Genomic DNA, 15,507 nt, shown 5'->3' with positions numbered 1-15,507 from the left:
CAGGATATGCAGGTTATCTCGCATCGGTTCAAAACCTACCTCGAGCTCGTCCGCTTCGAGCACACCCTGTTTGCCCTCCCCTTCGCCTACGGCGGCATGCTGCTGGCCGCCCGGGGCTGGCCGGGCTGGGAGGTGTTTGCCTGGGTTACGGTGGCCATGGTGGGGGCCCGCACCGGGGCCATGGCCCTCAACCGCCTGATTGACCGCGCCATCGACGCCGCCAACCCCCGCACCGCCGGACGCCACCTCCCCAGGGGGCTGGTCAAGCCCGCCGAGGTGCTGGCCCTGGCCCTGGTGGGCCTGCTGCTCCTGACCCTGGCCGCCTTCAAGCTCAACCCCCTCACCGCCCAACTGCTGCCGGTGGCGGTGTTTTTTCTGGTGGGCTACAGCTACACCAAGCGCTTCACCTGGCTGTGCCACTTCTGGCTGGGCCTGACCATCGGGGCCGCCGCCGCGGGGGGCTGGATTGCCGTTACCGGGGCTTTTGAACCCGCTTTGTTCGCGCTGTGGGCCGGTACGGCCTTCTGGCTGGCCGGCTTCGACATCCTCTACGCCACCCAGGACTACCATTTCGACCGCGAGAACGGCATCCACAGCGTGCCGGCCCGCTTTGGTCTCCCCACTGCTTTGCGCATCGCCCAGGCCTGCCACGCCCTCACCTTCGGGTTTTTTCTGCTCACCGGCCTGCTCTGCGGGGCAGGCTGGCCGTACTTTGTGGGGGTGCTGGGGGTGGGTGCGGTGCTGTGGTACGAGCATCAACTGGTAAAGCCCAATGACCTGAGCCGGGTAGACCAGGCCTTCTTCCAGGCCAATGTGGCGGTGAGCCTGGGGATGCTGGCGGTGATTCTGCTGGACACCTGGGTCTAACCCAGCAGCGAACGCATCTGCCGGTAGATAAAACGGGCGGCCCGCTCCGGGGCCAGGCGGTAGAGCAGATCCATCAGCCGGGCATCCGAGCCCACCAGCACCCGGAAGCGGTTCTGCTCCATGCCTTCCACGATAATCTGAGCGGCCCGCTCGGGCTCGAGGGGCTTGGCCGCCGGCCGGCGGCCCTCGGCGGCCCGGATCTCCACCCCCGAGTTGGCGGTGATGTTGGTGGCCACCGCCCCCGGAAAGACCACCGTCACCCGCACCGGGGTCTCCAGCAGCTCGGCAAACAGGCCCTCGCTCAGGAGCTTGACCGCCGCCTTGGAGGCCCCATACACGCTCTGACCCGGCACCGGCAAGAAGCCCCCCATGCTCGAGATGTTTACAATGTGCGCCTCGGGGCGCTGCAAAAAGTGCGGCAGAAAGGCCTTGATCATGTACAGGGTGCCGTAGAAGTTGACGTTCATGACCCGCTCAATGGCGCTGTAGTCCAGATCGTTGACCCGCACAAAGGGCTGGATGATGCCGGCGTTGTTGATCAGGCCGTCCACCGCCCCATGCCGGGCTATTACCTCGGCCGGCAGGGCCTCCACCGCCTCGCGCTGGGTGATGTTGAGCACGTGGGTGGAGAGCCGCTCACCCGCCTGGGCCAGCCGGGCCGTCTCCTGGAGGCTGGCCGCGTTGAGATCCACCGCCGCCACCCGGGCCCCCTTGCCAAGCAGCTGCAAGACCAGCGCCCGCCCCATGCCGCTGCCGCCCCCCGTGACCACCACCACCTTGCCCTGAACCTTCATGCTATGCACCCCCTTCGAACCTCGAGCTCCTTCACCGCGCCAGCGCACTAACCGAAGCGCAGGGCCTCGCGCATCATCTGGGCCACCGCATACGCATCGTACAGGTCGGAGTAGCCCATCAGCGAGAGACGAAAGACCCTACCCTTGAGCTGGCCCTGCCCGCCGATAATGGTGGCGCCCCGCACGGCGAAGGCCTCCTTGACCTGGGCGTAGCTTACCCCTTCGGGCAGGTAAAAGCAGGTGGTGGCGGGGCTTTTTACCTCGGGCACGGGCTTTAGGCTTAGCTCCTGGCCGGTGGCGTAGAGAATCTCGTTCTGCTGCCGTTTGAGGGCGATGTGCTCGGGCAGCCGGGGCAGCAGCTCCTCCAGCACCGCGGCGGTGGCGGCCACCAGGTTGATGGCCGGCGTCCAGGCCGACTCACCCGAACTCTGGGCCTTGAGCTCGGAGGCCAGGTTCAGGTAGAAGCCTCGAGGCTTGAGGCGCTCTATCGCACGGGGCGATAGGGCCGCATAGCCCAGCCCTGGCGGGCACATGATGCCTTTTTGCGAGCCACAGGCGGCGGCATCCAGGCCCCAGCCCTCCAGCTCGAACTCGCTAACAAACAGGCTGGTGATGGCATCCACCACCACCAGGCTCTCGGGGAAGCGGGCCTTGAAAGCCTGGGCCAGGGTGCGCACGTCGTTGAGGGCCCCGGTGGAGGACTCGGAGTGGGTGAGCAGCAGGCCGTCGAAGGGGCCCTGGGCGCTTTCCAGGTGCTCCGGGCGCACCACCCGGCCCCACTCCAGGTTCAGCCGCACCACTTCCAGCCCTGCTTCGGTGGCAATTTTGGCCCAGCGCTCGGAGAAGTTGCCGTGCACCGGCACCAGCACCCGTGCCCCCGGCGCAAAGAGGTTCTGCACCAGGGCGTCCATGGCGGCGGTGCCGGAGCCGGTGAGGATCAAAACCTGGCCCTGGGTCTTGAAGGCCGCCTCGAGGCCGGCCTTGGCTTGCAGGAAGATTTTCCTGGCGGCCTCGCTGCGGTGGTGCAGCTGGGGGCGGGCCAGGGCCTCGAGGGCTTTGGGGTGAAGTTCAACGGGGCCAGGGGTGAGAAGGCGGGGGCGGTACATGGCAGGTATTTTATCGTTAGGCCATACACTACAGCTCGGCCAGATCTACCCGTTCGAGCACCTCCAGCCCGCGCAGGGCCGAGAGCACCGCCTCGCCGGGCCGCTCGTCGATGGCCAGTACAAACAGGGCCTTGCCGCCGGGGTTGTCGCGGCCAAGCTGCATACCTGCGATGTTGATGTTGTTCTCCCCCAGCAGGGTGCCCACCTTGCCCACCACCCCAGGCCGGTCGCGGTTGATGCAGACCAGCATATAGCCCCTGGGCACCGCCTCCACCATATGGTCGTCAATCCCCACGATGCGGGGCTTGCCGCCCAGCAGCGCCCCCCGCACCTTGCGGGTCTCTTTGTCGGTCTCGAGGCGCACCTCCAGCACCTGGCGGTAATCGAGCGGCTCCTGCACCTGCCGGGTCACCAGCGCGATGCCCCGGTCGCGCAGCAGCGGCCGGGCCGAGACCAGGTTGATGGCTCCGGCCTCCAGCGCCTGCTCCAAAAGCCCCTTGGCCACCGCCGAGGCGATGGGGTCGGGGTTTTTCTCAAACTCGCCGTAGAACGAGACCTCCACCGCCTGCGGGCGGCCCTGGGTGATCTGGGCCAGCAGCTTACCCAGAGCCTCGCCCAGCGGCAGCCAGGCCGAAAAGAGCTGCAGGCCCTCGGCATCGAAGCCGGTATTGAGGGCATGGGCTAAGTTGCCCTGCAGGGTCTCGATGACCCGCTCCAGCACCGCCTCGCCCACCCGCTCCTGGGCCTCTATGGTGTTGGCTCCCAGGTGGGCGGTGTGCACCACCTTGGGGTGGTGCACCAGGGGGTGCTCGGCGTTGGGGGGCTCCTCCACAAACACGTCCAGCCCGGCCCCCCACAGGTGCCCCTCGTTCAGCACCTCCACCAGGGCTTTTTCGTCCACAATGCCGCCCCGCGCGGCATTCACCACCACCGCCCCTTTGGGCAGCAGGTAGAGCTCGCGGCGACCAATCAGGCCGCGGGTCTCCTCGGTGAGGGGGGTGTGTACGGTCAGGAAGTGGCACTGGCGCAGCATATCGGCCAGGTCGTCGAAAAGCTCAACCCCCAGGGTCTGGGCGCGGCTGCGCGGGATGTAGGGGTCGTAGGCCAGCACCCGCATATCGAAGCCCTTGGCAAACTTGGCCACCTGCCCCCCAATGCGCCCCAGGCCCACGATGCCCAGGGTTTTGTGGTTGAGCTCGAGGCCCAGGTACTTGCGATCCCACAAGCCCTGCCGGATTTTCTGATCCGACTCCACCAGGCCCCGCGCCACCGCCAGCAGCAGAGCCCAGGCCAGCTCGGCGGCGGAGCGGGTGTTGGCCTCGGGTACGTTGACCACCAGGATACCCCGGCGGGAGGCGGCTTCCAGATCGACGTTGTCCACCCCCACCCCACCCCGGCCCACCACCTTCAGGTTCACCCCGGCCTCCAGCACCCTGGCATCCACCTGGGTGCGGCTGCGGGTAATCAGGGCGTCGTAGGCGCCAATCACCCGAAGCAGCTCCTCCCGCACCATACCGGGCTTATAGTCCAGGCGTACCTGGGGGTGCTTTACCTCCCCCAGCCGCATCTCGTCGGTCACTAACACTTTCCACATAGCTCTGGCCCTCGGTTGTATTGTGGGATGGGTTAGGGGCGCTGGCCCCCAAGCAGCACGCCTTCAACCTTATCATTTTGTGTGGTTTGGCACAATACAAAAGCGCAATACCGGGCCAAAGCTTGCTTTTGTAATGCCAAAAGCCTGTGCTAGACTTACACCACGAAGAAGTGCCGCTTTTCGCTTCGCCCATTCCCCAACCAGTCCCACAAGGGCGCTGGTGGCCCGGATGGGCGCACAATCAGAGATAGGAGCCAAGATGAAAATAGCCATCGTAACCGACTCAACCTCCGACCTACAGAACCGCGCCGCCGAGATGGGCGTCGAAATAGTGCCTCTATACGTCAACTTCAAGGGCAAAATCCACAAAGACTGGGTCGAAATCACCCCCAGCGATATCTTCGAAGGGGTTCGGGCCGGGGCCGGGATGCCCAGCACCAGCCAGCCCTCCCCCACCGACTTCAAGCTGGCCTACGAACGGGCCTTGCAAAAAGCCGACCACGTGCTCTCGATTCACATATCTTCCAAGCTTTCCGGCACCGTACAGTCGGCCCAGCTCGCCAGCCAGGAGTTTCCAGGCAAGGTGACCATCTTCGATACCCAGGCCGCCAGCATGGGCATCGGGATGATGGTGGAGCGGGCCAAGGAGCTGCTCGACCAGGGGGCCGACCTGGGGCAGGTCTTGGTGGAGCTCGAGCGCATCCGCGCCGACCACACCGTGCGCTTTACCCTGGCCACCCTGGACTACCTTAAAAAGAATGGGCGCATCGGCGGGGCCCAGGCCCTGCTGGGCAGCCTGCTGGGCATCAAGCCCATCCTGACCCTCAAGGACGGCCGGGTAGAGGCCGCAGGCCGGGCCCGGGGTGAAAAGAAGGCCCTGGCCGAGATGGTCGAATCCCTCAAAAACTGGGCCGCAGGCCGCCAGAAAATCCGCATCTACTACCTCTACAACGCCGAGGAAAGCGACCTGGCCGCCTTCAAGGCCGCCGTGCAGGCCGCCGGGCTGCCCCTGGAGGAGCGGGCTACTAGCAGCATCGGCGGGGTGATCTCGACCCACACCGGGCCGGGGGTCTACGGGTTTTATGCCTACAGCCTCTAGACCCGCCCCGCTTTGCCGCCGGTCTAGCTGGGGGAGGGCTGCTGGTATGCTGGACTAAATCCGCCAGCCAGGAGGTAACCATGGAACGCACCGCCTTTGTGGCCGACTCGACCCTGGGCCTTTCGCCGCAAGAAGCCCTCGAGCGGGACATCTACCTCGTCCCCCAGCAGGTCATCCTCGAGGGCCAGAGCTACCGCGACTATGTAGAGATGACCCCCGACCAGGTGATCCAGGCCCAGCTTGCGGGCAAGAAGGTTAGCACCAGCCAGATTTCGGCGGCCGATCTGGAGGCTTTGTACAGGGAGCTGCTGCAGAAATTCGACCGCATCGTTTCGGTGCACGTCTCCAGCAAGCTCTCGGGCACCTATGCAACCGCCCGCAAGGTGGCCGAGCAATTCGGCAACCGCGTCAAGGTAATTGACGGCCTGACCCTGAACGGCGGTCTTTCGTTCGTGATCGAGGAGGCCCGGCGCAAGCTGGCCGCGGGGGTGCCCTGGGATCGGCTGGAAGAGGCCATCGCGCCGCTGGTGCAGCGCATACGCGGCTTCGTGCTGCCGGCCACCCTGGAGTACCTGCACCGGGGCGGGCGCATCGGCGGCCTGCAACACTTCATCGGCTCGCTTTTAAAGCTGCTGCCGGTGCTGGAAGTCCGGGATGGGCTGGTGCGGCCCCTCGAGCGGGCCCGGGGCTGGCACAAGGGTTTGCAACAGTTGGCCGAGGCCTTCCACAAGGCCTTTCCTGAAGGGGCCCGGGTGGTGCTGGCCCACGCCTACAACCCCCAGGGGGTCGAGGAGTTGCGCAAACTGATCAGCCAGGAGGGTGTGGTCATCGAGGATGTGCGCACATGCGGCCCGGCGGTGGCCGCTCACACCGGCCCCGGCACGGTGGCGTTGTTTGCAGCGCCCCGCTAAAGGCCCTGCCCCAGATTTTCCCTCATCCCGAGGGCTCCCACACCCCGGAGGCAAGAAGGTAGGCCCCTCCCCTTTTCCCTGCTCCCCTGTTATTGTTGGGCTGTGCGTGCGGTGGTGCAGCGGGTTTCCCAGGCCAGGGTGGAGGTAGACGGCCAGACCGTGGGGCAGATTGGGCGGGGTTTGTTGGTGCTGCTGGGGGTCGGCCAGCACGACACCCTCGAGGACGCCGCCTATCTGGCCCGCAAAATTGCCGGTTTGCGGATCTTCGCCGATGCCGAAGGCAAGATGAACCTGGCGCTGGCCGATGTGGGGGGCGGGGTGCTGGTGGTCTCGCAGTTCACCCTCTATGGCGATACCCGCAGGGGCAACCGGCCCAGCTTTGTGGAAGCAGCGCCGCCAGCAGTGGGCCGGCGCCTGTACGAGCAGTTTTGCGATCTGCTGACCGGGCAGGGCTTGCCAGTTGAAACCGGCGTCTTCCAGGCCCATATGCAGGTGCACCTGGTCAACGATGGCCCGGTCACCCTGTGGCTCGACTCCGCCAAGCGGCTTTCACCCCGGCGGGCCTGACCGAGGATTGACAGCGCGCGCCCGGCTGGGATATAGTTCGTTCGCTAAACTTACTAAGTAACCCTGCCTGCAAAGGCGTGTTATGGCCCGTACCACTCCCCTTGACCAGCAAGCCATTAAGCGGCTCAACCGCCGCCTGATCCTGGAGGCCCTGCGCCGCAATGGCCCGCAGAGCCGGGCTGCGCTGGCCCGGGCGGTGGGTCTGACCAAAAGCACGGTCTCCGCGCTGGTACAGGAGATGCTGGAGGAGGGCCTGCTGGACGAGGGGAAGCGACACAAACCCGGCCTGGGCCGTCCGGGCACCGCGCTCGAGTTCTGCCCCCAGCACACCCTGGCCCTGGGGGTCGAGCTGGGCGTGGAGAACACGCAGCTTGTGCTGCTCGACCTGAACAACACCATCCACGGAGAATGGGACTGGGTCGAAAGCCCCCACACCCCGCTGAACGAGCGGCTAACCAAGCTGGCCGAGCAGGTGCAGGGTCGGCTTTCCGAACCCACCCAGCTGCTGGGGATTGGGCTGGCCGTCCCTGGGGTAGTCCACGGTCGCAGGCTGCTCTATGCACCGGGCCCCGGCTGGCACAACGAGCAGCCCGCGGAGATGCTCGAGGCCCTGCTCCAAGTGCCCACCCTGGTAGACAACGATGCCAACGCCGCCGCCCTGGGTGAGACCTTCTGGGGCGAGCAGCAAAGCCCCCTGGTCTACGTGGTCATGACCACGGGCCTGGGCACCGGCCTGGTGGTGGACGGCCAGGTCTACCGGGGACGGCTGGGGGCCGCGGGTGAGCTGGGCCACTGGCTTACCGGCCAGCCCCACAGCCGCAGCCGTGCCGGGGATGTGGAGGACAGCCTCTCGCTGCGGGCTATGGTGGAACGCTACCAGGCCGCCAGCAACCGCCAAGAAGGCTTCTGGGGCATCCTGCAGCGGGCCGAACAGCAAGACCCCTACGCCCTGCAAGCTCTGCAGAACCTGGCCTACGAGCTGGGGCGTTTTGTGGTCAATCTGTGTGTTGCCTTCGACCCGGCGGTGGTGGTGCTGGGCGGGGCCGGAGCCGAGGCCTGGAAGTGGCTCGAGGCCCCCCTGCGCCAGACCATCCGCAACCTGGCTTTTATCCCCGAACACGCCGAAATACCCGTCAAACCCAGCGCGTTCGGACATCTGGCCCCGGCTATGGGCGCTGCGGCGTTGGTGTTGCAGCGCTTTTTAGCAAATGGTGGTACCAGGGCGTGGAGCCCGCCAATCTCCCCCCTGGCAACCCGGTCAACCATTGGCGTGTAAGACTTAGAGGAGGATGCGCATGAAGAAGCTATTCCTAAGCCTAGCGGCCCTGGCCCTTAGCACCATGGGGCTGGCCCAGTCGGGAAAGCTGGAGATCTTTTCCTGGTGGGCCGGCGACGAAGGCCCCGCCCTGCAAGCCCTGATTGACCTGTACAAGAAGCGCTACCCCAACGTAGAGGTCGTCAACGCCACCGTCACCGGCGGCTCCGGTGTGAACGCCCGGGCCGTGCTCAAGACCCGCATGCTGGGCGGCGATCCCCCCGATAGCTTCCAGGTGCACGCCGGGCAGGAGCTGATCGGCACCTGGGTGGTGGCCGACCGCATGGAAGACCTGAACGCCCTATTCAACCAGGAAGGCTGGATGACCAAGTTTCCCAAGGGGCTGATCGACCTGATCTCCTACAAGGGCAAGATCTACAGCGTGCCGGTCAACATCCACCGCTCCAACGTGATGTGGTACGTTCCGGCCAAGCTGCGCGAATGGGGGGTGCAGCCGCCCAAAACCTGGGCTGAGTTCCTGACCGTCTGCCAAACCCTCAAAAGCAAGGGCCTCGAGGCCCCTCTGGCCCTGGGCGAGAACTGGACGCAGCAGCACCTGTGGGAGTCGGTGGCCCTGGGCGTGCTGGGCGCTGCCGACTACGCCAACCTCTGGAGCGGCAAGCTGCGCTTCAACGACCCCAAAGCCGTGGCGGTATGGAACACCTTTGGCCGGGTGCTGGACTGCGCCAACAAGGATGCCTCGGGCCTGAGCTGGCAGCAGGCCGTCGACCGGGTGCTCGAGGGCCGCGCCGCCTTCAACATTATGGGCGACTGGGCCGCAGGCTACATGACCACCACCAAGGGCCTCAAGCCTGGTGAAGGCTTCGGCTGGGCCCCTGCCCCCAGCACCGCCGGCGTGTTCATGATGCTCTCCGACTCCTTCGGCCTGCCCAAGGGTGTGAAGAACCGCACCAACGTGCTCAACTGGCTGCGGCTTTTGGGCTCCAAGGAAGGCCAGGATACCTTCAACCCGCTCAAGGGCTCCATTGCCGCTCGCACCGACTCCGACCCCAGCAAGTACAACGCCTACCTGCAGTCGGCCATGCGCGACTGGAAGTCCAACCGCATCGTAGGCTCGCTGGTGCACGGTGCAGTGGCCCCCGAGTCCTTCATGAGCCAGTTTGGCACCGTGATGGAAATCTACCTCTCGAGCCGCAACGCTCAGGCCGCGGCCAACGCTGCCCAGGCCATCGCCACCCAGGTACGTCTGGGTCAGTAGGCTTCACCGGGGCAGGCCTTGGGGCCTGCCCCTTCTTTTCCCAGAGTTAGATTTTTAGGCAAACAAACCAAGAACCGAGATTTTTTCTTCAAACGTGGTACCCGCCCCAGAGGTGAAAATGCGCTGGTTCAACAACAAAGATACCCTGTACGGCTTCCTGGTTATCCTGCCCTCCCTGGTGCTGCTGGGCATTTTTGTGTACGGCTTTATCTTTCAGACCTTTTATACCTCCCTCACCGACTGGGGCAAAGACCCGGCCCAGGCCCTCGCGGCCAACCCCCAGATTCGCTTTATCGGCTTTGAAAACTACCGCGAACTCTTTACGGGCCTGGTGGATTCCCGCTTCCGTCAGGACTTAGTGAATACCTTTTTCTTCACGGTGTTTTTTATCCTGGGCTGCCTGGGCGTGGGCCTGGGGCTGGCCATCGTGCTCGACCGAAGCCCCCGGGGCGAGGGGTTCTTTCGCACCATCTTTTTGTTCCCCATGTCGCTCTCGTTCATCGTCACCGGCACCATCTGGCGCTGGATGCTTCAGCCAGAGGGCGGCGTCAACCAGCTACCTACCCTGGTGGGGCTACCCAAGGGCGAGTTCGCCTGGCTGACCAGCCGCGAGCAAATCTGGCAGGTAAGCTGGAACGACCTGCCCTTCATCACCGCCCTGGTGGTGAGCGTCGTGCTAATATTTATCGCTATTGCAGCCTTTAGGGGGGGCGAGCGGCGGCGGGGTTACATCGCCTCTGGCTCGGCAGCCTTGCTGCTCTTGTGGGCCTTCACCCTGGGACGCACCCTGCAACCCCTCCCCTACGACGAACCCCACGGCTTCAACCTGGCCTTTATCGGCATCATTCTGGCGGCGGTCTGGCAGATGTCGGGGTACACCATGGCCCTCTACCTGGCCGGGCTGCGCGGTATCCCCGAGGAGCTGCGCGAGGCGGCACGGGTAGACGGGGCTTCGGAGTGGCAGCTCTACCAGCGGGTGATCTTCCCGCTGCTAGCCCCCATCACCCTCTCGGCCATGATTATCCTGGGCCATATCTCACTCAAAATCTTCGACCTGATCTTTGCCATGGCCGGGCCCGACAACGCCCCTACCGATGTGCCGGCCCTGCTGATGTACCTAACCACCTTCCGGGCCAACCAGATCGCCAAAGGTGCGGCCATCGGCATGATTCTGCTGCTGCTGGTAGCCGCCGTGATTGTGCCTTACCTGTACAGCCAGCTCAAAAGCGAGGTGCGGCGATGATCGGGCGCATCCTACAATACACAGTTTTGTTTATCGCTACGCTGTTTTTCCTGCTGCCGGTGTACCTGGTTATCGTCACTGCATTCAAGGAACCCTCGGCCATCACCCTCAGCAGCACCTGGCAACTGCCCCAGGTCTGGTACTGGGAGAGCTTTGCCCAGGCCTGGACGGCCTTTGCCCCCAAGCTACAAAACAGCTTCTTCCTCACCATCACAGCCACCATCCTCTCGGCCCTGCTGGGCTCCTTGAACGGCTACGTGCTGGCCAAATGGAAGTTCCCTGGGGCCAACATCGTCTTCCCGCTGATGCTCTTCGGGATGTTTATCCCCTATCAGGCAGTGCTGATTCCCCTGTTCCAGTTTGTGCGCGAGATTGGGCTGGGCGGCAGCCTGTGGGGCCTGATTCTGGTGCACGTGGTCTACGGCCTGCCCATCACCACCCTGATCTTCCGCAACTACTATGCCGAAATCCCCGACGAGATGATCGAGGCCGGGCGCATCGACGGCGCGGGGTTCTTCGGCATCTACAGCCGCATCGTTTTCCCGCTTTCGGTGCCGGGGTTTGTGGTGGTGATCATCTGGCAGTTTACGCAAATCTGGAACGAGTTTCTGTTCGCCGTAACCCTGGTGAGCAGCCCCGCCAACCAGCCCATCACGGTAGCGCTGGCCCAGCTTGCGGGGGGCGAGGCGGTGAAGTGGAACCTGCCGATGGCCGGCGCATTGCTGGCAGCCCTGCCCACTTTGCTGGTGTATATCTTCCTGGGCCGTTACTTCATCCGGGGGCTTTTGGCGGGGTCGGTGAAGGGGTAGGGTTTTGGGGCTCCGACGGCTTGCGTTACCCGCAGCAAGTGCGAGACGGGCCTGGTAACGGGAAATTGCCATAACCGCGAAAAAGCTCAAAAAAACGCGCCGAATCCCTGCTGTCGGGTGCGTGCTGTGTTAAGCCGCTTCTTGAACTAGAGGCCCAGTAAATCCCATCGTTCTCGAAATTCTCCCTTTGGGTCACGGAAATTCCGTACCGGATTATCTTTATGAGGTTGACCTTTCTTCCCTGGCCTATCTAACCAACCTTGGTGGTCGTTCCTGACAAAATCGGCCACAAACTTGCTGGGCACGATATAGAAATCTGGCCGCTCCATCACCCCGTTCAACCTCGGACTCCTCAGCAGAAGGACAAAAAGCCGAATATCCAGCACCTCGCAACCCTCCTCCAACCCTGCCATGAGCCCGCCGACGCAAAAAATCCAGCGCCGTCCTCGCGCTCGTCCGCCAACACACCTCCGCCATCCCCCGGTGGCCCACCAGGTTCACTGTCGAGAACCAGGGTACAGGGCCTCAGCCAGTAGGGCTGAATCCAGACTATCTCGCTTTTCCCTGGCTCGAGCTGTACAGTCGGTCGGCCAGCGCCGTGATTTCCGAGCCCAGCGCCAGGCGTTCCAGCCATGCAGCCGGAATTCCCTGAGCGCCGTAGTAGGCCCCCGCCACCTGCCCGCATACTGCGGCGGTGGTGTCGGCATCCTCGCCCAGGTTGGCCGCCGCTAAGACCGCCTCGGCAAAGCTCTCTGTATGCACAAAGCACCACAAGGCCGCCTCGAGGCTCTCGACCACATACCCGCTGCCACAAAGCGCCTCCCCGGGTTTGTCGCGGTAGGCACCCTGGGCAATAGCCACAATCTTCTCCGCCCCGGCAAAGGTGTGGCGGTCGGCCAGCACGACCTCATCCTTGGGTCTTCCCGCCAGCGCCCGGCAGATGATGCGGGCCAGCAAACGGCAGGCATCGAGGCACTCGGCAGCCCCGTGGGTGGTTCGGGCACTCTCGGCCGCGAAGCGTTCTGCTAAATCCAGGTTCGGAAAATAGAACATGGGCACCGGGGCCAGCCGCATGATGCAACCGTTGCCCGCGGTGTGTGGGTGGCTCGAGCCCGCATAGGGGTCTGCGGTTTGTCGAAACCTATCCAGGGCGGTACGAATCGTTGTACCGATGCCAAAACAGCTTCCCGTGCTGCTCAGGTAGCCTGTATCCTGCCACAAACAGTACCGCTTCATCTGGTCGAGGGCATCGAACCCGCTGCACTCGAGCAGGCTGGTAGCCAGGCACAGCGCCATTGCGGTGTCGTCGGTCCACTGGCCGGGAAGGAGGTGATGAGGGCCCCCACCCACCATATCGGTGAGCGGCTCGAAGCTACCTCGAGGGCGAAACTCCACCGCCGCCCCCACCGCATCGCCAACCGCAAGACCCAGGAGGCAGCCGCGGAAGCGGTCTTTTAGGTTCATATCTAAAAATTCTACTTTGGCTGGCTCATAGAAACGATGGTTCCCTGGGCCAGCGCACACAGAATTTCTCTATCATCGGCAAGCACAAACACCTGGCACTGGCAAACGGCCTGGCTTTTGCCAGCGTGCACCACGTTGGCGCGGGCCACCAACGCCTGGCCTTTGGCCGGACGGATGTAGTTGATTTTGTACTCGGAGGTGACCACCGCCGGGCCCAGCACCGCACCTCCGGCAAAGGTAAGGGCGTTGTCGGCAGCGTACGAAATCACCCCACCGTGAACAAAGCCGTGTTGCTGCTTTAACTGGTCGGTTATTGGTATACGCAGCTCAACAGAGCCTGGCCCAAACGCTGTGATCTGCGCGTTGAGCAGCAGGCTAAACGGCTGCGAACGGAGTACGGCCTGGGCAGCTTCGAGTGTAGGTTCCATAGGTCAAGATCGGGTCTGTTGGTGTTTGCATTATATGTCGAGCCAAGAAACCCTCGGTTGGGCATCAGGATAGCCTCTGGGCCGCTCAAGCCAGCACGCAAAGCTTAAGACCCGTTCACTGCTCTATGTCTGAGGCAAATCTTGAACTGGGGCTATCTCCTATGGCTTTGGCCCCAAAGTGCGGCTGAGCGATATACTCTGGCTACTCGTTATGGTTGGCTACATCGTGAACCGTCTGCTTGCTGCCATCCCCACCCTGCTGGGCGTGGCGGTCATCACCTTTTTGCTCATGCGGGCCGTGCCGGGGGATGTGGTCACCAGCCTGGTGGGCCTCGAGGCCAACGTCAGCCCCGAGCGCATGGCCGAGTTGCGCCGCCTGTTTGGGCTCGACCTGCCGCTGCACGTGCAGTTTGGGCAGTGGCTGGGCGCCGTGCTCCAGGGCGATTTGGGCAGCAGCCTGCGCACCGGGCGGGAGGTGGCCCAGGATCTGGCCCTGCGCTTTCCGGTCACCCTCCAGCTCACCCTGATGGGCCTTTTCACCGCCCTGCTGATTGCCGTGCCGCTGGGGGTGCTGGCAGCCATCCGGCGGGGTGGGTTTGTGGATTATTTCGCCTCGCTCTTTGCCATTCTGGGGCTGTCCGTACCCGGCTTCTTCCTGGCGCTCTTGCTTATTTTGCTCTTTGCCCTGGCCCTGGGCTGGCTGCCACCTGCCGGTTTTGTGCCCCTGGCCGAAAACCCCGGTGAAAACTTCCGGCATATGATTCTGCCCGCTCTTTCGCTGGGTCTAATTCTGGCCGGCGCAGTGACCCGCATCCTGCGCAGTTCCATGCTCGAGGTACTCTCGCGCGACTACATCCGTACCGCGCGGGCCAAGGGGCTCTCGGAGCGGGTGGTGATCTTCCGCCATGCCCTGCGCAACGCCCTGATTCCGGTGGTCACGGTAATTGGCATCCAGTTCGGCTCGCTGCTGGGCGGGGCTGTGATCATCGAGCAGGTCTTCAGCCTGCCCGGTGTGGGGCGCTTTGCCCTCGAGGGCATCAACCTGCGCGACTACCCGGTGGTGCAGGGCACGGTGCTGTTTGTAGCCAGCGCGGCGGTGCTGGTCAACCTTTTGGTGGACTTGCTCTACTCGCTCATAGACCCTAGGATTCGGTATGAGTAACACCCCTCAGAAGCGCTGAAGCCGGGCGCTCGAGCCGCCCCTTTTTCCTACCACCATGACCACTACTTCCCCCAACTCCCAACTGGCCCTGGTCGTCCGGGCCCTGCTGCGTAATCGCTCTGCCGTCATTGGCGGTATCATCACCCTGTTGGTGCTGCTGGGCGCGCTCCTGGCCCCCATCATTGCCCCCTGGGATCCCCTCAAGTTCGACCCCCCCAACCGCCTCAGCGGCCCCTCCCCCGCGCACTGGCTGGGCACCGACCAGTACGGGCGCGACCTGCTCTCGAGGGTGCTCTATGGCGCGCGCTTCTCCCTCTCGGTGGCGGCGGTCTCGGTGCTGGCGGGGTTGCTGGTGGGCGGCACCCTGGGCCTGCTGGCCGGCTACTTCCGGGGCTGGCTCGATCTGACCATCTCTCGCCTGGCCGATATCCTGATCGCCTACCCGGCCATCCTGCTGGCCATCGCCTTTCTGGCCTTTTTAGGGGGTGGTTTCATCAACCTGGTGCTGGCCATCTCGGTGGTGTTTGTGGGGCCCTTCATCCGGGTGGCTCGGGCCGCCGTTTTAACCGTGCGCGAGGAACTCTACGTGGAGGCCGGGCGGGCCATGGGCGCTTCGGATGCCCGCATAATTTTCCGCACCATCCTGCCCAACGCCGCCGCTCCGCTCATTGTGGAGGTCACGCTGCGCTTTGCCTATGCGGTGCTGGCCGAGGCAGCTTTGTCGTTCCTGGGCCTGGGCATCCAGCCCCCCTTCCCAGCCCTGGGCTCCATGGTCTCGGAGGGCCGGGCCTTCCTCTCGCTTTCGCCCTGGGGCTCGCTGGTGCCGGGGTGCGCCATCGTGCTGATGGTGCTGGGCTTCAACCTGCTGGGCGATGGCCTGCGCGACGCCCTCGACCCCCGGCTGCAAAAGGCTTAGCTTTGGTTGTATA

General features: G+C 64.2%; 15 protein-coding genes. 10 read left to right on the top strand and 5 right to left on the bottom strand.

Annotation, left to right across the window (positions count from 1 at the left end; genetic code table 11):
• The first annotated feature begins 6 nt into the window (after positions 1–6).
• Positions 7–867, top strand: coding sequence for a menaquinone biosynthesis prenyltransferase MqnP (mqnP, locus tag MTAI_RS00685; protein WP_027886653.1), 861 nt, complete (start codon positions 7–9; stop codon positions 865–867).
• Here the strand turns inward: mqnP and MTAI_RS00680 are convergent.
• The 3 genes from MTAI_RS00680 to serA are packed head-to-tail and all read right to left on the bottom strand — an operon-like array spanning position 864 to position 4,361.
• Complete coding sequence (locus MTAI_RS00680) at positions 864–1,661, bottom strand: SDR family NAD(P)-dependent oxidoreductase (protein WP_027886654.1); 798 nt, start codon at positions 1,659–1,661, stop codon at positions 864–866. The two genes, mqnP and MTAI_RS00680, sit on opposite strands and share 4 nt — an antisense overlap.
• 47 nt (positions 1,662–1,708) lie before the next feature.
• Entirely contained in the window at positions 1,709–2,767 is a 1,059-nt protein-coding gene (locus tag MTAI_RS00675) for a pyridoxal-phosphate-dependent aminotransferase family protein (RefSeq protein WP_027886655.1), read from the bottom strand.
• Between the two features lie 28 nt (positions 2,768–2,795).
• On the bottom strand, positions 2,796–4,361 hold the full coding sequence (serA, locus tag MTAI_RS00670) for a phosphoglycerate dehydrogenase (protein ID WP_027886656.1): 1,566 nt from the start codon (positions 4,359–4,361) through the stop codon (positions 2,796–2,798).
• A gap of 259 nt (positions 4,362–4,620) precedes the next feature.
• On the opposite strand from serA, the gene MTAI_RS00665 reads away from it, so the two are divergent.
• From MTAI_RS00665 to MTAI_RS00635, 7 genes are all read left to right on the top strand, one after another.
• Positions 4,621–5,460 (top strand): DegV family protein, encoded by an 840-nt coding sequence (locus MTAI_RS00665; protein ID WP_027886657.1) that lies wholly within the window; start codon positions 4,621–4,623, stop codon positions 5,458–5,460.
• 80 nt (positions 5,461–5,540) lie between these two features.
• A complete protein-coding gene (locus tag MTAI_RS00660) occupies positions 5,541–6,371 on the top strand; it encodes a DegV family protein (RefSeq protein ID WP_027886658.1) in 831 nt (276 codons plus the stop codon).
• Positions 6,372–6,473: 102 nt separating this feature from the next.
• Positions 6,474–6,938 carry a D-aminoacyl-tRNA deacylase gene (gene dtd, locus MTAI_RS00655; protein WP_027886659.1) on the top strand — a complete coding sequence of 155 codons (465 nt, stop codon included), beginning with the start codon at positions 6,474–6,476 and terminating at the stop codon, positions 6,936–6,938.
• An 82-nt stretch (positions 6,939–7,020) separates the two neighbouring features.
• Positions 7,021–8,214, top strand: coding sequence for an ROK family transcriptional regulator (locus MTAI_RS00650; protein ID WP_027886660.1), 1,194 nt, complete (start codon positions 7,021–7,023; stop codon positions 8,212–8,214).
• A gap of 19 nt (positions 8,215–8,233) precedes the next feature.
• Positions 8,234–9,472, top strand: a complete 1,239-nt coding sequence (locus MTAI_RS00645) for an ABC transporter substrate-binding protein (RefSeq protein ID WP_027886661.1) — start codon at positions 8,234–8,236, stop codon at positions 9,470–9,472.
• A 118-nt stretch (positions 9,473–9,590) separates the two neighbouring features.
• Positions 9,591–10,715 (top strand): carbohydrate ABC transporter permease, encoded by a 1,125-nt coding sequence (locus MTAI_RS00640; protein WP_027886662.1) that lies wholly within the window; start codon positions 9,591–9,593, stop codon positions 10,713–10,715.
• Positions 10,712–11,524: a carbohydrate ABC transporter permease gene (locus MTAI_RS00635; RefSeq protein ID WP_081698342.1), complete on the top strand. Its 813-nt coding sequence runs from the start codon at positions 10,712–10,714 to the stop codon at positions 11,522–11,524. Before MTAI_RS00640 ends, MTAI_RS00635 begins: the two co-directional genes overlap by 4 nt.
• Before the next feature lie 549 nt (positions 11,525–12,073).
• On the opposite strand, the gene MTAI_RS00630 is transcribed toward MTAI_RS00635, so the two are convergent.
• Positions 12,074–12,988, bottom strand: coding sequence for an ADP-ribosylglycohydrolase family protein (locus MTAI_RS00630; protein WP_027886664.1), 915 nt, complete (start codon positions 12,986–12,988; stop codon positions 12,074–12,076).
• 11 nt (positions 12,989–12,999) lie between these two features.
• A complete protein-coding gene (locus MTAI_RS00625; protein ID WP_027886665.1) occupies positions 13,000–13,416 on the bottom strand; it encodes a PaaI family thioesterase in 417 nt (138 codons plus the stop codon).
• 211 nt (positions 13,417–13,627) lie between these two features.
• On the opposite strand from MTAI_RS00625, the gene nikB reads away from it, so the two are divergent.
• Both nikB and MTAI_RS00615 read left to right on the top strand, forming a co-directional pair.
• Positions 13,628–14,578 (top strand): nickel ABC transporter permease, encoded by a 951-nt coding sequence (gene nikB, locus MTAI_RS00620; protein ID WP_027886666.1) that lies wholly within the window; start codon positions 13,628–13,630, stop codon positions 14,576–14,578.
• Positions 14,579–14,633: 55 nt separating this feature from the next.
• The gene (locus tag MTAI_RS00615) at positions 14,634–15,494 is read left to right on the top strand and encodes an ABC transporter permease (protein ID WP_051349783.1); all 861 of its coding nucleotides are present in this window, start codon (positions 14,634–14,636) and stop codon (positions 15,492–15,494) included.
• Positions 15,495–15,507 lie beyond the last annotated feature (13 nt).

This window comes from Meiothermus taiwanensis WR-220, assembly GCF_003568585.1.
GTDB lineage: Bacteria > Deinococcota > Deinococci > Deinococcales > Thermaceae > Meiothermus > Meiothermus taiwanensis.
The sequence above is the reverse complement of the archived record's forward strand: the minus strand, read 5'-3'. Positions and strand labels throughout refer to the sequence as shown.

What these genes read in the sequence shown, in the direction of transcription:
- mqnP (WP_027886653.1), top strand. Translation starts at nt 7, where the DNA reads ATGCAGGTTATCTCGCATCGGTTCAAAACCTACCTCGAGCTCGTCCGC.
- nikB (WP_027886666.1), top strand. Translation starts at nt 13,628, where the DNA reads ATGGTTGGCTACATCGTGAACCGTCTGCTTGCTGCCATCCCCACCCTG.
- MTAI_RS00665 (WP_027886657.1), top strand. Translation starts at nt 4,621, where the DNA reads ATGAAAATAGCCATCGTAACCGACTCAACCTCCGACCTACAGAACCGC.
- MTAI_RS00625 (WP_027886665.1), bottom strand. Translation starts at nt 13,416, where the DNA reads ATGGAACCTACACTCGAAGCTGCCCAGGCCGTACTCCGTTCGCAGCCG.
- MTAI_RS00660 (WP_027886658.1), top strand. Translation starts at nt 5,541, where the DNA reads ATGGAACGCACCGCCTTTGTGGCCGACTCGACCCTGGGCCTTTCGCCG.
- MTAI_RS00630 (WP_027886664.1), bottom strand. Translation starts at nt 12,988, where the DNA reads ATGAACCTAAAAGACCGCTTCCGCGGCTGCCTCCTGGGTCTTGCGGTT.
- MTAI_RS00635 (WP_081698342.1), top strand. Translation starts at nt 10,712, where the DNA reads ATGATCGGGCGCATCCTACAATACACAGTTTTGTTTATCGCTACGCTG.
- MTAI_RS00615 (WP_051349783.1), top strand. Translation starts at nt 14,634, where the DNA reads ATGACCACTACTTCCCCCAACTCCCAACTGGCCCTGGTCGTCCGGGCC.
- MTAI_RS00680 (WP_027886654.1), bottom strand. Translation starts at nt 1,661, where the DNA reads ATGAAGGTTCAGGGCAAGGTGGTGGTGGTCACGGGGGGCGGCAGCGGC.
- MTAI_RS00650 (WP_027886660.1), top strand. Translation starts at nt 7,021, where the DNA reads ATGGCCCGTACCACTCCCCTTGACCAGCAAGCCATTAAGCGGCTCAAC.
- serA (WP_027886656.1), bottom strand. Translation starts at nt 4,361, where the DNA reads ATGTGGAAAGTGTTAGTGACCGACGAGATGCGGCTGGGGGAGGTAAAG.
- MTAI_RS00645 (WP_027886661.1), top strand. Translation starts at nt 8,234, where the DNA reads ATGAAGAAGCTATTCCTAAGCCTAGCGGCCCTGGCCCTTAGCACCATG.
- MTAI_RS00675 (WP_027886655.1), bottom strand. Translation starts at nt 2,767, where the DNA reads ATGTACCGCCCCCGCCTTCTCACCCCTGGCCCCGTTGAACTTCACCCC.
- MTAI_RS00640 (WP_027886662.1), top strand. Translation starts at nt 9,591, where the DNA reads ATGCGCTGGTTCAACAACAAAGATACCCTGTACGGCTTCCTGGTTATC.